The 16,276-nt window shown below is 46.6% G+C and carries 14 protein-coding genes; 10 read left to right on the top strand and 4 right to left on the bottom strand.

The genetic code is table 11. The features are described 5' to 3' along the window. Positions 1-242: 242 nt before the first annotated feature. Positions 243-1,205, bottom strand: coding sequence for a cation diffusion facilitator family transporter (locus tag AC50YO_RS16260; RefSeq protein WP_494848634.1), 963 nt, complete (start codon positions 1,203-1,205; stop codon positions 243-245). Positions 1,206-1,327: 122 nt separating this feature from the next. Continuing rightward, positions 1,328-2,629, bottom strand: a complete 1,302-nt coding sequence (locus tag AC50YO_RS16255) for a hemolysin family protein (protein ID WP_494848632.1) — start codon at positions 2,627-2,629, stop codon at positions 1,328-1,330. Between the two features lie 264 nt (positions 2,630-2,893). Here AC50YO_RS16255 and AC50YO_RS16250 point away from each other — a divergent pair, with 264 nt between their 5' ends. Together AC50YO_RS16250 and AC50YO_RS16245 are read left to right on the top strand one after the other, a co-directional pair. Continuing rightward, a complete protein-coding gene (locus AC50YO_RS16250) occupies positions 2,894-3,664 on the top strand; it encodes a DUF1836 domain-containing protein (protein ID WP_494848630.1) in 771 nt (256 codons plus the stop codon). A gap of 19 nt (positions 3,665-3,683) precedes the next feature. Further along, positions 3,684-4,019, top strand: a complete 336-nt coding sequence (locus AC50YO_RS16245; protein WP_494848629.1) for an MmcQ/YjbR family DNA-binding protein — start codon at positions 3,684-3,686, stop codon at positions 4,017-4,019. Positions 4,020-4,065: 46 nt separating this feature from the next. Here AC50YO_RS16245 and AC50YO_RS16240 read toward each other — a convergent pair whose 3' ends face one another. Continuing rightward, positions 4,066-4,407 (bottom strand): DUF4870 domain-containing protein, encoded by a 342-nt coding sequence (locus tag AC50YO_RS16240; protein ID WP_494848627.1) that lies wholly within the window; start codon positions 4,405-4,407, stop codon positions 4,066-4,068. A 207-nt stretch (positions 4,408-4,614) separates the two neighbouring features. Here AC50YO_RS16240 and AC50YO_RS16235 point away from each other — a divergent pair, with 207 nt between their 5' ends. From AC50YO_RS16235 to AC50YO_RS16200, 8 genes are all read left to right on the top strand, one after another. Then, positions 4,615-5,658: an LCP family protein gene (locus AC50YO_RS16235; RefSeq protein WP_494848625.1), complete on the top strand. Its 1,044-nt coding sequence runs from the start codon at positions 4,615-4,617 to the stop codon at positions 5,656-5,658. A gap of 31 nt (positions 5,659-5,689) precedes the next feature. Beyond that, entirely contained in the window at positions 5,690-6,115 is a 426-nt protein-coding gene (locus tag AC50YO_RS16230) for a CBS domain-containing protein (RefSeq protein WP_494848623.1), read from the top strand. A gap of 93 nt (positions 6,116-6,208) precedes the next feature. Further along, positions 6,209-8,101, top strand: coding sequence for an amidohydrolase family protein (locus AC50YO_RS16225; RefSeq protein WP_494848621.1), 1,893 nt, complete (start codon positions 6,209-6,211; stop codon positions 8,099-8,101). 156 nt (positions 8,102-8,257) lie between these two features. Beyond that, a complete protein-coding gene (locus AC50YO_RS16220) occupies positions 8,258-9,160 on the top strand; it encodes a DUF2232 domain-containing protein (RefSeq protein WP_494848619.1) in 903 nt (300 codons plus the stop codon). Between the two features lie 18 nt (positions 9,161-9,178). Beyond that, positions 9,179-11,140, top strand: coding sequence for a DHH family phosphoesterase (locus tag AC50YO_RS16215; RefSeq protein WP_494848617.1), 1,962 nt, complete (start codon positions 9,179-9,181; stop codon positions 11,138-11,140). After that, on the top strand, positions 11,137-11,580 hold the full coding sequence (gene rplI / locus AC50YO_RS16210; RefSeq protein ID WP_494848615.1) for a 50S ribosomal protein L9: 444 nt from the start codon (positions 11,137-11,139) through the stop codon (positions 11,578-11,580). Before AC50YO_RS16215 ends, rplI begins: the two co-directional genes overlap by 4 nt. A 250-nt stretch (positions 11,581-11,830) precedes the next feature. Further along, entirely contained in the window at positions 11,831-13,195 is a 1,365-nt protein-coding gene (gene dnaB / locus AC50YO_RS16205) for a replicative DNA helicase (protein ID WP_494848613.1), read from the top strand. 202 nt (positions 13,196-13,397) lie between these two features. Then, on the top strand, positions 13,398-14,684 hold the full coding sequence (locus AC50YO_RS16200; RefSeq protein WP_494848611.1) for an adenylosuccinate synthase: 1,287 nt from the start codon (positions 13,398-13,400) through the stop codon (positions 14,682-14,684). Positions 14,685-15,135: 451 nt separating this feature from the next. Here AC50YO_RS16200 and AC50YO_RS16195 read toward each other — a convergent pair whose 3' ends face one another. Next, positions 15,136-16,254: a GerAB/ArcD/ProY family transporter gene (locus AC50YO_RS16195; protein WP_494848609.1), complete on the bottom strand. Its 1,119-nt coding sequence runs from the start codon at positions 16,252-16,254 to the stop codon at positions 15,136-15,138. Positions 16,255-16,276 lie beyond the last annotated feature (22 nt).

The following is a 16,276-nucleotide window of genomic DNA, read 5'->3' as shown; positions in this document are numbered from 1 at the left end:
AGAGTAGCCTCATAAAAGAGTGAAGGTACTGGTGATCTAGTAGCTGAGGGCGGATTAGTTGAGTAATTACTTGTAATTGAGGAGATTCGTATAACGTTGCCGATTACAATTCATTGCGAGCAGTAGAACCTTTGGATAAAAGGTTATCCGATGGATGCTCATGATCTAAATAAAAAGGGATGGAGCAGAAATATTTTGGCTCCATCCCTTTTCTATGCGTGCAGACTCCTTATTATAAAAGCTTATGCTTGAGGGTTCCAGGTCCGTATGCCATTGTCCTCAATAATGCCGAGAGTAACGTCAGCGATATCCGTATCCCGACGCAGAATATCCTTCACTCGGAGCTTGATTTCGCTTGCCTCAGCCAGCGAGAGACCCGAGCGGAGCTCTACATAGGCTTCTACGTGATAATAGCGCCCTTCCTGCAGAATACGGAGCTGAGCAATATCAGTGACATCAGGATCGGAAGTCAGAGCGGCAGCTACACGGTCCTCAATATCTTTGGGAGCAGCTACACCGATCAAGCCAACCATGTTGTCATACCCTACCTTGAACGCTACGCCAATCATTAGACAGCCAATTAGAAGGGTAGCAATTCCATCGAATATGGCAAGGCCAAATAGCTGGGATACGATGATGGCAATTAGGGCAAGAACTGCTCCTAGTGTAGCGACGATATCTTCATAGAATACGAGCCGTGTTGGAGGTGCCGCACGTCCGGCGTTGCGGAATGCTGCTGGGATGACTGCCAAGCCCTTGGCATTGCTGCGCGTTTCCTTAATGATCTCGTGCATAGCTTTGAACAAAATAGAACCATCAATTGCAATTGCAATAATGAGAACGATGCAGTTGAGCCAAAAATTCGTTGAAGCCTCGGGATGCTTCAGAAGCTCATAGCCTTTATGCAGCGTCTCGTATGCCATAATAGTGACGACAATGACGGCAACCATACAGAATAGATTGGTGACCCTGCCGAACCCGGTTGGGAACCGTTTCGTCGGCTTGCGCTCTGCTAATACGCTTCCCGCGAATACAAAGCCTTGATTGACCGCATCAGCAATGGAATGCATAGCTGATGCGAACATTGTACCGCTGCCGCTGAATGATGCTGCGACGGCCTTGATGATCGCTAATCCGGTGTTGCCTAACGCCGCGATAGCTGAAGAGGTATTGCCTTTTTTGATTAAGCTCCAAAAATTGCTCACAAGATTGCTCCTCTGCTTTATTATTAATCTCATCATACCGTATTATAAGGTTGCCCTATATATGTAAACCGTACTAGAAAAAATAAAACACCCTGATCGTAATCAGGGTGCTTCCGTAGGTATTATGCCGTTTCAGTCTTGGCTTCAGTGGAATGAGATTCATCTTCGATAATTAATTCGACTTTCTTGATCCGATGCTTGCCAACCTCACGAATAATGAACCTCATATTATCATGCTGCAGCTCTTTTCCAGTCTTAGGGTCCTGGATTTCACTATACAGCCATCCGCCGACAGTATCGACTTCTTCATGCTCCAGATCGACGCCAATCAGGGTGCTTAGCTCATCGAGGGAGACTTTGCCGTCCAGTAGATAGCAGTTGTCAGCAAGCTTCTCGATTTCTTTGCGCTCATCACCATCGAATTCATCGCGAATCTCGCCAACAATCTCTTCAAGAATGTCTTCAATTGTAATCAAGCCTGAGGTACCGCCATATTCGTCCATAAGAATCGCGATATGAACGCGTTCTTGCTGCATGCGCTTGAGCAAGTTTTTGACGGGCAGAACCTCGGACACCGTAAGGACAGGATGAACGAGCTTCTTGAAATCAAATTCTTTGTTTTCTTGGAATTCCAAGAACAGCTGCTTCGTATTGATCATTCCGACGATGTTATCTTTGCTGCCGGTTGCAACAGGGAAACGCGTGTATTGCTCCCTGCGGATGATCTCCATATTTTCTATTAAGGAGTTATTTGTATATAGGCAAATCATATCGGTTCGTGGAACCATGATCTCTTTGGCTAACATTTCATCGAAAGCGAATATGCGGCTAACATAGCCGTATTCTGTATTGTTAATTTTGCCGCTTTGGAAGCTGTCATTCAGAATAATCTGAATTTCTTCCTCGGAATGGGCCTCTTCATGCTCTTTGGCTGGCTTCAGTCCGAACAGGCGTACCAATGTATTGGCAGAGCCATTCAATAACCAGATGAACGGATACAAAATTTTGTGGAACAAAATAATCGGTTTGGCAACGGCGAAGCTAATGAATTCGGCTTTTTGAATAGCCCAAGTCTTAGGTGCAAGCTCACCGATAACGACGTGAAGAAAGGTTACCGTTACAAATGCAATTAGAAAGGAAAGAACATGGCTGATTTCGCTGCTAATGCCTACATCAGAAAATAAGGGAAGAAGGATTTTCTCAACGGTCGGTTCGCCCAACCAACCAAGGCCTAGAGCCGTGATTGTAATACCGAGCTGACACGCTGACAGATAAGCATCCAGATTACTCGTTACCCGTTGAACGGCAAGTGCATTCTTCTTGCCTTCAAGCACTAATTGATCGACTCGGCTGGAACGAAGCCGGATAATCGCAAATTCCGTTGCGACGAAAAAAGCGGTCAATACAATTAACAAAGCAATCATAAATAAATTAAACCCTATACTACCCATTGTTGTTGTTCACAATCCTTCTTTTTTTAGTTTTAAGTTCTTATGAACTAATATATCGAACGTTTCCTATCTCTTGCAAACCCGTAATTTAACTATACAAGTCTTGTACCCTCGAAAACGGCTGGAAAAACAGGTTAAAGGGATTGTTATTAGCCAATATCTCCACTTTACAAGCATATCGCTTAGGCGTATGATGAGTTCAATTGAACCTGAAATAGAATTAAGGAGGAAAGCGAAATGGAGTCTTTCACGCTTACTCGCAAAGAAATGGCTAATCTGCTGCTTGCCTTGCATGGCAATTATCAGGACAAACCATTATATGTGCTGCAACAGGCTTGGAAAAAAACACATCGGGATGCTTATGAATCAGGCGCAACATTGCCTGCTTTTTTGTCGACTGCGCTGCCGCCAGTACTAATTAAGATGATTAAGGGCAATGAGGTAAGAGGCTTCTCCCTACAGGAGATCTCCGCACTCGGTCAGCTCGTTGAATATTCGAATATGTCGATTACTTCTATGCAGAATTGGGTGAAACGAGACTTCAAGGCTTATTTCGATTGTCCGAAAATAGGAAAGAAGTATTCACTCAATCAAGCAGCCTTACTATTTATTATAGATGATTTGAAATCTAATCTAGACTTCGAATCCATACGCAAGCTATTCGAGATTCTCTTCAATAAGCCTGAGGAGGAAAGCGACGACCTGATCGGGCCGCTGGAGCTCTATGCTTCTTATTCTGCTATGTTTGAGGAGCTAGATGCCAATAATGATCAGGTGCTCGATATTGTCGGCCATGTGAAGGGAGCACGCAATCAAGAGAATTTGACGGAGAATGCCATCCGTTCCTCAGCGGACCGGTTTGCTAAGCTGCTGCCTCATTTAACAATTGAGCAGACAGAGGCGATACGCAACATTTTGTTTATTGCCGCTATCTCCGTGCAGACCTCCTATTTTCATTCACTAGCTAGACGGTATTGCCATGCTACGCTATTTTTGAATCAAGAGTAAGGATGGGAGAGGGCAGCAGATGGATCAGTGGGTTGAGTATTGCTTAAGTAAAAAAGGCGCCTTTAAGGACTATCCATTCGGGCCTAAGCCTTTAGTGATGAAAGTAGCGGGCAAAATGTTCGCACTGCTGTCGGATGGCGATATTTCATTGAAATGCAATCCGATTATTGCTGAGAATTTACGGGAACAGCATTCTGCAGTAAAGCCAGGCTATCATATGAATAAAAAGCATTGGAATACCGTTCATCTCGATGGATCGGTTCCGGATGAAGATCTGGAGAGCATGATCGATCATTCGTATGAGCTCGTTGTAGCTAGTCTAACCAAGTCTGTCAGGCAGAGCTTGGGAGAATAAAAAGAGGCAGTTGCCATGGCATAAGCGGCACTGCCTCTTTTTATGATTAGAATTTTCTTGCTTGCTGCTCAGCAAAGTCACCAACAACCGGCAGTTTTATGTACTTGCCTTGCAGTGCAAGCACCATCATTGCGATCCATAGAATGAAGCTAAGCGGTGTGAGAATGATGCTAGCCAGCCACCCAATAATCGGGATCATCCCTAATATGAAATTAATGACGAACAGCGCTCCAAATGTAATAATGGACTGCATCGCGTGGAACCGAACAAAGCTGCTCTTCTTCTCAAGAACAAGAAAAATAATGCCTGTAACAAATACACCCAAGTAACAGAGTAAACCAGCTACCTTGGAATCAAGGCCAGTCGAAGATTGATCTGGTGCGTTCATAAGTAAGGGGTCATCCTCTCTAAAATAGTATTCCTGCACTGATTGTATTCGTAATAGATGGGTAATATTCCTGCTATAAAGCACTGATTTTCCACAAATGGAAACAATAATTGTAAAAGGTTTGTAACCACATGGCGAATAATGACGTCTAAAATAGAGAAGTGCGCTTCGTGCGCCAGATGATTAAGTTAGGAGAATTGCATAATCATGAAAATGAATAAAAGGAAATGGATGTATACGATAGCCGCTCTTATTGTTGTGTTAGGCACAGCCGCTTTTTTTAACCGTGGGGCACTCGCTATGCTCGGATTCGATTGGTTCCTCTCGAACACAGTAGAAGATAAGCTTGGACAGACCTATAAGCCTATCGAAGGGCGAGAGCCAGTACCTGTCTCTACTCTGAAGGATGAGGAGAAGAAGCCGTTCTCGATGCTGCTGCTAGGCGTAGATCAACGTGATGCCGAGCAAGGCCGTTCCGATACGATGATTTATACGGTGGTCCGGCCTAAGGATGGCGCCATTCTAATGGTATCCATTCCCCGTGATACGCATGTAGAGATCGTGGGTAAAGGGAAAGAGGACAAAATTACGCATGCTTATGCCTTTGGCGGTGCGAAGATGGCGATTGAGACCGTTGAGAAGCTATTCGATGCCCCAATTAGGAACTATGCAGCGATTAATTTTCAGGGATTCCGAAAAGTAATTGACGAAATGGGAGGGATTTCGCTTCCCATTGAAGAAGACTTAGTGAATGACGATCCTGATCATGAGCATTTTGTGGTGAAGGCTGGTCAAGATTTATATAACGGCACGGATGCTCTCAACTATGTGCGGTTCCGGGAAGATGCCGGCGGCGACATGAGTCGGACGCAAAGACATCAGTCGTTCGTCAATGCGATGCTGGACAAGGCATCAGGTATCAATCAATGGGCCAAAATTCCGAATCTTATTGATATAATGGGCGACAATTTCAGTACAGATATGCAGCCTGAGCTGATCATCAATCTCGCGCAGACGATGCTGAAGTCTGATAACCGTATGGTGTATAGCCACACCCTCAAGGGAGACGGGCATCGACTGAAAAAGGGCGGACCATGGTACTATTTTGCAGACGAAGAGGATTTGTCCGAGGTACAAACGATGATTAAAAGCTGGCTGAACCCAGATGTTTCAACACAATCGCTCATTCTTCCGGAAGAATATGCATCCAAGACGGAGAAGTCAGTTCAGTCACTGTCTTCAGTAGAGTAAGGAAGAGAAATGATAGAGAAGAGGGAATAGCATGAATATTGCTTTTTTCCTGCTGCCCAAGCAGGAAGTTGTCACGGTGACGCAAGATGCGACTCTTAGGCAAACGATTGAGAGAATGGAGCATCACCGCTATACAGCCGTTCCTATTATTGATGCAGAAGGCGGCTATGCCGGTACAGTAACGGAAGGCGATTTGTTATGGTTCATGAAGAACAGGCCGGACCTGACGTTCGAGATGTCTAACAGGGTGAAGCTCTCTGAGGTTCCCCGTCGCCTTAATCATCGGTCGGTACAGATTGATGCCAATATGACGGATTTGATCTCGCTGGCTAAGGTGCAGAACTTTGTTCCTGTCGTAGATGATATGGGAAGGTTCATTGGAATTGTGCGCAGAAGTGAGATCATTGATTATTGCCAGACGATTATGCAGGGCGCTGCTACTGTAGAGACTGTATAAAAAGTTCTCCTGATGTAAGACCAAGAGGCTATATTTTCCAATATAGATGGGGAAAATATAGCCATACAGTCGAACTTCAGGAGGGCTTATTCTATGGAAAATAACAAACGACAAAAAGACGGAAACCGCAAATTGGTCCGTCTTTTTGGTTTATTAGCGATCATTGTCATCGTTGCTTACCCAGGCTGGTACAGACAGGGCAGCGATAAATCAGCTGCTGTGGAAGCGAATGCAGTTATGCAGTGGACGGAAGCCGAGCTGACGAATGTCTACGATACAGTTATTGCAGGAGGAAGGGTTATGGATCCTGCGACAAGGCTGGACGGAGAAGGCTGGAATGTGGGCATTAAGGGCGGGGAAATTGCTATTGTGACGAACAAGCCGCTGAAAGGCAAGCACGTTGTGGATGCGAAGGGGATGGTTGTTGCCCCCGGATTCATAGATAACCTGTCTTATGATCCTAATCCACTGGGCGTATGGCAAAAGATCGCAGACGGTGTAACCTCGAATATCGCCATGCACGGAGGGACATCAACTCCTGCCAAGTGGTATAGCTATTATGAAAGGAATGAGACACCGCTTCACTTCGGCGCTTCTTTCTTTTATACGCAGGCCCGCAATCAATTCCGGCTTGGTCGTTATGACGGTGCACAGCCCGATCAAATTGCTATGCTTGTCCAGCAAGCCGAACAAGCTTTGAATGACGGAGCGCTTGGTATATCCTTCAGCCTGGAATATGTGCCCGGCATTACTTCCGACGAGATCATTCCTCTAATGGAACTCGCGAATACGTATAATGTACCGGTCTACTTCCATGCCCGGTACTCAGATATGGAGCCGCCGGGAACGAATATTGATGCGGTGAATGAATTAATTGGCTATGCTCAAAAAACAGGGGCAGCCGTACATATTGATCACATTAATAGTACCGGTGGAACCTTTTCGATGAAGGAATCGCTAGGCTTAATTCATGCAGCACGGGAAAAAGGGCTAGATCTGACCGCATGTGTGTATCCCTATGATTATTGGGGTACTTATTTGAACTCAGCAAGATTCGATGAGGGCTGGCAATCCAGATTCCGGATTTCCTTCGATGACCTTCAAATTGCCGGTACAATGGAGCGGCTAACAAAGGAGACCTTCGGGCGCTATCGGTCAGAGGGCAAGCTTGCAGTTGCTTACGCAATTCCTGAGCAGGATGTTGTAGAAGCGTTGAAAGCACCGTATGTTATGATTGGCAGTGATGCCATTCTGGAGCCGGGCCTTAATAATCATCCTCGTGCATCAGGCACCTTCTCACGGACAGTTGGGTTGTATGTACGTGAGAAGAAGGCTATGTCGTTAATGGATGCGATAGCTAAGATGAGCCTAATGCCTGCTCAAAGGCTGGAGAAGCAGGCTCCACTGCTGCGGAAGAAAGGCAGGCTGTCGAAGGGGATGGACGCCGACATCGTCGTTTTTGACTACAATAAAATCGTGGATCGTTCTACCGTAGAGAAGCCTGATCAATTATCTATGGGAATCAGGCATGTATTTATTGGTGGGCAAGCGGTGCTTGATAATGGGAAGCTTAACAAGCAAGTGCGTGTAGGCGAGCCCATTCGCAGCAGATTCGTTCGCGTTACAGAGAAGCCAGGCCAACTGCTATGGAATGGACAGAAGCATCCAGTCGTAGCTTATGAGAATGCTCATTACATAGACGTACATTCGTTGGAGCAGCATGGCTATCAATTAAGCTGGGATGCGATTCATCGCGTGTATACGGCGAATAAGGGGAATGTTAAGAATAAGGAATTACCCGTGTCCGCGGTAGCCGCGCTCCCTCTGCAAGGAGAGCTAATGCTGGAACGTGGATATCGGTTAGAGGTAGATCAGACCTCGACTTCTTTATTGTCTATCGGCAAACAGTCCTATTTGCCATTATCATTGCTCAAGCAGCTCGGCCTTGCTCTGGAGAATGATGGGGATGTGTGGACAGTAAGCTAGTAAGGAGAAGAGGCAGCGGTTTGGAATTTGTTGGATTTTCAGACGCTGCCTCTTGCTTATACGATGTATGCGAATATGAATGCTATGGGCTGCATTTGTGCTATAATGGTTTGTGATTGTATTGGTTAACGATTATTTAGGCAAGAGGTGAATGGTTTGAAGCCTGGTGTGAAGTCGGTTCTATGGAGCGGGGCAGTATTGCTCCTTATGTTGTGTATAGCAGTGCCATTCCTCAATGTAGCGGCCATGCTGCTGTTGATGGTTCCTTATGTTGTACTGTACACAACGTTATCAGCAAGGTCTTTCCTGGTGCATTTGATCCCTGTATGGATTATTGCTGCCATTGTAAATGGTCCAGCTGTACTTATTATCGGATTATTTTTCCTTGTTCCGGCTGTTGTAATGGGGCAATTATATCGAAAGCGGGTTCCAGCCTCCAAAGTACTTACTCGAACCATGCTGGCCTTACTCGCGCTGGTCTTGTTGGAGATGTTAATATTCGAAATGGTATTGGATCTTTCCCTCACAGATCAAATGAGCGAGACGGTTCGTACAATGTTCGCTAACTTCGAGAAGCAGGGACTGCTACTTCCGGAATGGAATGATAACAATACAGAATTCTGGATTAAGTCGATGATTAATTCGATTCCAGTTGCTGTTATTATTTTCGCTTTTTTGTATACAGTAGTTACACAGTATTTGAGCAGGAAGATATTGAAAAAGGACGGAATTGATCTGCCAGGCATGCCCTTGGCGAGAGAATGGATGCTTCCGCGTGTGATGGTCATCTATTATTTGATCGTCTACATATTCGGAATGTTCATCAAGGCAGACAGCACTTCGTTCTTCTCCGTTGCCATTATTAATTTGCTGCCGCTGCTGCGCTTCGCTTTTGCGGTACAGGCTATCGGATTCTTCTTCTTTATTGCGCATGAGCGTGGATGGAATAAAGCCGTTCCGGTTATTATTGCGATTCCGGTATTATTATTCCCACCGTTAAGCTTGATCGGTGTACTCGATGCTGCTTTTCCAATTCGCAAGTCATTTAAGAAGTCATAAGAGCAGGAGCGATAGTAAATGCCGAAGTTTCTTGTCACGCGATGGCACGGAATGCATCAGGTATGGGCGTTTGCATTAATGGTCTTTATGTCAGTAGCGCTAGCTTGGTATCAGTGGATTCTGGGCCTTATTGCACTGCTGTTCACCATTGGGCTAGCCGTATATACTGTGCTTGCTGAGCGGGCATTCCGTAAAGATTTGAAGAACTATCTAGGGACATTGTCTTACCGGGTTAAAAAAGCAGGCAACGACGTTATCAGCGAGCTTCCATTCGGAATCATCCTTTATAATGAAGACAAGTCGGTAGAGTGGCATAATCCCTTTATCTCGCAAATTACGGATAAGGAATCCGTTGTAGGCCTGCCGTTGATCGAGATTTTCCCTACGCTGCAGCAAGTGAAGGATCGCGAGGGTACGGTCGAGGCGACATTAGGCAACCAAGTGTATCAGCTTATATTCAAGCAGAAGGATCGGATTCTCTATGTGAAGAATATTACAGAGCTCTGGACATTGGGCAAACGATACGATGAAGAGAAGCTTGCTCTAGGCGTTGTGATGATTGATAGCCTGGAGGAAGTGACGCAGGGGATGGACGACCATCAGCGAAGCTCCCTGCAATCCAAGGTTACCTCCGAAATTACGGAATGGGCACAGCGCTATCAACTTTATCTGAAGCGCCTGACCTCGGATCGCTTCCTGCTTATTACCGACCAGAAGACACTTCGCCAACTGGAGCAATCCCGATTCGTCGTGCTGGATGAGGTTCGCGAGATGACGGCGGATTTGAAAATTCCGATAACGCTGAGTTTAGGTTTTGCAGCAGGGGCCGAGAGCATCGTAGAGCTGGGGCAATGGGCTCAATCGAGTCTGGATATTGCCCTTGGACGCGGGGGAGATCAGGCGGCTGTTAAGGTGGGCTCCCGGCAGTCTTTCTATGGAGGCAAGTCCAATGCGGTGGAGAAGCGTACACGCGTAAGAGCACGTGTCGTAGCTCATGCGCTTAGAGATTTAATACGTGAGAGCAGCAATGTGATTATAATGGGGCATAAGATGCCCGATATGGATGCTGTCGGAGCGGCCATCGGGGTGTGGAAGGCAGCTCAGCTATTCGGCAAAGAAGCCTACATTGCGATTGAAGGCGTTAATCCGGCGATTGAGAAGATGATGGAGCTGCTGAAAGAGGATGAGCGCTTCACCAAAAGGTTCATTACACCCGAGCAGGCAAGCGGATTAATGGATAGCCATACGCTCACTGTTGTTGTCGATACGCATAAGGCTTCGATGGTGAAGGAGCCTCGTCTGCTCAACCAGACGAATAGAATTGTCGTTATTGATCACCATCGCCGAGGCGAAGAGTTCATTTCCAACGCTATTCTGGTCTATATGGAGCCATATGCTTCATCGACCTGTGAGCTGGTTACCGAGCTGCTGCAATACATTCATGATCGCGTGGTGTTGGATGTACGTGAGGCAACCGCGTTATTAGCGGGAATTACGGTGGATACGAAGAGCTTCTCCTTACGGACGGGAGCACGGACCTTTGAGGCTGCTTCCTTCCTGCGACGCAATGGGGCGGACTCGATGATGATTCAGCGAATGCTGAAGGAGGACCTTGCGGAGTATGTAAGGAAGGCCGAAATCATTAAGCATGCTGAGGTTCATCACGAGCATATCGCGATTGCTGTAACGGAGCCTGGCCGCAAAGTAGCTCAGCTGCTCATTGCTCAATCGGCAGATACCCTGCTCAATATGACGGATATTCTAGCCTCATTCGTCATTGGCGAGAGGCAGGATGGCTTGATCGGCATAAGCGCCCGTTCATTAGGGGATATGAACGTGCAGGTAGTTATGGAAAGAATGGGCGGCGGAGGCCATTTGACCAATGCGGCAGCCCAGCTCGAAGGAACGGTTTTGGAAGTTGCTGCTAAGCTCAAAAAAGTATTAAAAGAAATCGAATTGGAAGAGGGGTTATTTGAATGAAAGTGATCTTCTTGAAGGATGTTAAAGGACAAGGCAAGAAAGGCGATGTAAAGGACCTTTCCGAAGGATATGTACGTAATTTTCTGCTTCCGCAAGGACTTGCGAAGCTGGCTTCTGATGGTAATCTGAAGACGCTGGAAGTTCAGAATGCTTCTGAGCTCAAACGCAAGGAGCAAGAGAAGGCTGATGCTCAGGCGCTGGGCAAGCGACTGGAAGAAATGACGATCGTCGTGAAGACGAAAGCAGGAGAAGGCGGCCGCCTGTTCGGTGCAGTTACAACTAAGCAGATCGCAGAGGCACTTGCTGCGCAGGGTATCAAGATTGATAAGCGCAAAATTGAGCTGGAAGAGCCAATTCGCGCACTGGGCGTTACGCAGGTACCGGTGAAGCTGCATCCGGCAGTGAAAGCGAAGCTGAATGTACAGACAGCGGAAGAATAGAAGAATAAGTGTGGTCCCGATAGCGATGCTTAGCCATCGCTATTGTTGTATGTGGACATAGGCTTAATCTCTGTTAAGAGGCGCCCCGGCAAGTAGTGACGTAAGTTACCATTGGCTTTCTGGGCCAAGAAGCTGATACACTGTTCGTTGTTGCTCTTCTTAATAGAGTGCATGATTGTTGGATACCTAATCGTATGTGTGATAGTTAAAATATAGAGTGTGTGATCACTCATTCCCTGGGAGGGAGCCCATGAGTACAGAGCTGATGTTTGACCGTGTTCCGCCGCAAAATATGGAGGCGGAGCAGGCCGTTATTGGTGCCATTCTGCTGCAAGCCGAAGCCCTCATTACTGCGATGGAGCGGGTACGCAGCGAAGACTTCTACAGCGTTCCCCATCAGCGTATATATGAAGCAATGGTTGAATTGGCTGAGAACAGCCAGCCAGTCGATCTCGTCACGCTGACCTCTCAATTGCAGGATCAGCAGCTGCTTGAAGAAATCGGCGGCGTATCGTATTTGGCAAAGCTGGCCAATGCGGTGCCCACTGCTGCGAACGTTGATTATTACGCGCAAATCGTGGAAGAGAAGTCGATGCTTCGCCGCTTGATTCGAACAGCGACGAATATCGTATCGGATGGCTATGCGAATACGGATGAGGTTAGCGTACTGCTTAGCGATGCCGAGCGGCGCATTCTAGAAATATCGAATCGCCGCTCCAGCAGCGGGTTTATCTCGATTCGTGATGTGCTGATGGAAGTGTTCGAGAAGGTCGAGCACTTGTACATGAATAAAGGGGTCGGCACAACCGGAATTCCCTCGGGCTTCACCGACCTCGATAAGATGACAGCCGGCTTCCAGCGAAGCGACCTTATTATTGTAGCGGCTCGTCCTTCTGTAGGTAAGACGGCATTTGCTCTGAACATTGCGCAAAATGTAGGTGTGAGAGCGCGCGAGACCGTTGCCATATTCAGTCTGGAGATGTCGGCTGCACAGCTTGTTCAGCGGATGATCTGTGCGGAAGCGAATGTCGATGCGACTCGGATGCGGACCGGCTATCTCGAAGGAGATGACTGGGAGAAGCTGACTATGGCAATTGGTGCTTTATCTGAGGCCCATATCTTCATTGACGATACGCCGGGGATTACGGTTGCAGACATTCGTGCCAAATGCCGTCGCTTGAAAAAGGAGAAGGGTCTTGGCATGATTCTGATCGACTACTTGCAACTGATTCAAGGCCGCGGCAAAGCGGGAGAGAATCGTCAGCAGGAGGTCTCCGAAATTTCACGTACGCTCAAGCAAATTGCCCGTGAATTGGAAGTGCCAGTTATTGCGCTGTCGCAGCTAAGCCGGGGAGTGGAGCAGCGGCAGGATAAGCGCCCGATGATGTCCGACCTTAGGGAATCGGGATCTATCGAGCAAGATGCTGATATCGTATCGTTCTTATACCGTGATGATTATTATGATAAAGAATCCGAGAAGAAGAATATTATCGAGATCATTATTGCTAAGCAGCGTAATGGTCCGGTAGGAACCGTGGAATTGGTCTTCCTGAAAAACTTCAATAAATTCGTAAGCCTTGACCGTTCCCATGAAGATCCTTCACAAGCATCCTAAACATACGGATATATCCGAACAATTGCATGGGCGACTGTGCAATTGTTCGTTTTTTGTTTGACTTCTCTATTCCTGACTGCTACACTATTATTGCTGTCTTCTGCTAATATTGCGATGAGTTGCGTATAGAAGAATAACGAATCGGGTATTGAATAAAGATAGTAAATTTCGGCGCACTTAAACGCCGGACGGGGGTATGTTTATGTCTACGGTAGTTGTTGTCGGTACACAATGGGGAGACGAAGGGAAAGGCAAAATCACCGACTATTTGGCGGATGGTGCTGACGTCGTTGCCCGTTATCAAGGTGGTAACAATGCCGGACACACCATTCTCATTGATAATAAAAAGTATAAATTAACGATGATTCCATCGGGAATTTTTAATCACAATAAAATTTGCGTTATTGGTAACGGAATGGTTATTAATCCGGAAGCATTAATTGATGAAATTAACTATATTCATGAGAATGGCTTCTCCTCCGACAATCTCAAAATCAGCGATCGCGCGCATGTTATTATGCCGTATCACTTGGTATTGGATGGTCTGGAGGAAGAGCGCAAGGGTGACAATAAGATTGGTACGACTCGCAAAGGGATTGGCCCGTGCTATATGGACAAAGCTGCGCGTAATGGTATCCGTATCGCTGATCTGATGGATGCAGAGGAATTTGAATCCAAGGTTCGCAATCTTGTGAAGGATAAGAACCAAGTCATTCAGCAGGTGTACGGCGGAGAGCCGCTTGATGCTGATTCGATTATCACGCAATACTTAGAGTTCGCAGAAGTGCTTCGCCCTTATGTAACGGATACATCCGTTGTCTTGAATGATGCAATTGATGCGAATAAAAAAGTACTGTTCGAAGGCGCTCAAGGCGTTATGCTTGATATTGACCAAGGTACTTATCCGTTCGTTACTTCTTCCAATCCATCTGCGGGTGGCGTATGTATCGGTTCGGGTGTAGGCCCATCCAAGATTCAGCAAGTTATCGGCGTAGCCAAAGCTTATACGACTCGTGTAGGCGATGGTCCGTTCCCAACGGAGCAAATCAATGAAATCGGCGATATGATCCGTGATAAAGGCCATGAATACGGCACAGTAACTGGCCGTCCGCGTCGTGTCGGTTGGTTCGATAGCGTTGTTGTTCGCCATGCTCGCCGTGTTAGCGGCATTACAGGCTTGTCGCTTAACTCCCTTGATGTTATGACGGGTCTTGAGACAGTGAAGATCTGCACGGGCTACAACTATCGCGGTGAAGTAATCGAGCACTACCCAGCTAGCTTGAAGATGCTTGCAGAATGCGAAGCGGTATATGAAGAGCTGCCAGGCTGGTCCGAGGATATTACGGGCGTGAAGACGCTTGATGAGCTGCCAGAGAATACACGCAACTACTTGAACCGTGTATCTGAGCTGACAGGAATTCCGATTGCGATCTTCTCCGTAGGCCGTAATCGTGAGCAGACGAACCCAGTTCGCTCTATCTACGAATAGAAAGCAAAGAGGCTGTCCCAGAAGGGACGGCCTCTTTTTTCGCCCCTTATAGAGACGCTAAGCTATTTGATTACATCATATAAATAGCGGAGAGTATTTTTGTTCTAGGAAGGAACAGGATTCGCTAATTGGTGAATCTCATTACGCTGTTACACGCTATATTTCGGCAGAAAAACGAGACAGTGAAGCTGGGTTCATTAGTCGGAAACCAAGCTTCTCGACTAGGGACCTTAGTGACGCTAACCCGTAATTAAGCTCGTTGAGTAATCCTTTTAGCGAAAATAACCTCATTACATAGTGAAAATGCTTCACTAGACGCTAAACGAGCAGGTAGCTAGCTTTACTTCCGGACCTTTTCAATTTGAGGCTATTTAAACGCTTTTTGGAAAGAACGCTTTTTTATATAGAAAAGCTAAAAGGCTTACGTTCCTTCGAGGACCGCGTGAGCCTTTTAGCTTTTTTTCGGAGAGCCTGCATGGACTTGCTTTGGTTTCTGCCCTCTCAGCCAGGCAACGAGGAACAAGAGGAGAGGAACGAGGAAATGTCCAATCATGTAATGGAAGACGAGTACGGTTCGGGTTGTATAGCTGAATTGAATGGCATTAGGATAAGACCAGAACGAAAAAACGATGATCAAGATGCCGATGGGCAGCACTAGCGGTCTATAATCCGTTACTTTGAACCATTGGGCAAATCCGATAACACTAATGTAGTAGGTGACAATGGCACGTATAAATACGTCAAGCACCCACAGCAGCATGATTAAGGAATCGAGATGCTCGAAAAAGTCGAATACCACAATGTACCGCGTTAGCGTCAATATAGGATAAGCGTATAACTCTGTCGCCTGACCAAGTACGGTAATAATAAGCAAGAAGGTTCCAGTGAAGGTTGAGACAATTAATAATACCGACAGGCAGCTGCTCCGGCCAACCTTGTGCCTATCACTTACGAAGGGTAGAAAAAAAGACATGTACACATACATGGGGAACCAAAACTGCATATAGGCCGCGCCGCGAATAACAGGCACAATTCCATTATGCAGGACAGGCAGCAGACGATCCGTTTCAACGGAAGTTATGATAGGGAAGAATAGCAGCACAACAATTCCTACAATAAAGGGGCCGAGCAGAACAGCGCCTCTTCCGATGACCTCTACTCCACCGCGGACAGCAAAAGCACTGATTGCAAGCAATGTTATAACTAGAACAACAGGAGGGGTCTCCGGATAAAAGCGCAGCGTCATCAATTCACTGAATTGACGGGTATTATAGGCATTGACTAATAAAGAGACAACGAGAAACAGAAGACTGATGACCTTCCCTAATACACGCCCAAGTATAGCTTCACTATATTCGACAAGGGATTGTCCAGGGTAGATATTATGCAGCCGGATGATCATGCCGATTACAGCAAAGCCAGTGACGCTGCCTATAATCGGAGAAAGCCAGACGTCTTGATGTGCTTGAGAATAAGCATAGGTCACCGATGTCAATACGCCAGTTGCCAGCAGCATTAAGTACATCATCGTTGCCAACTGGGCAGATGTGATTTTACCTTGTTCAAGCATCGAGAGAAACCTCCTGAATACG

Source organism: Paenibacillus sp. J22P59, assembly GCF_059383895.1.
The sequence above is the reverse complement of the archived record's forward strand: the minus strand, read 5'-3'. Positions and strand labels throughout refer to the sequence as shown.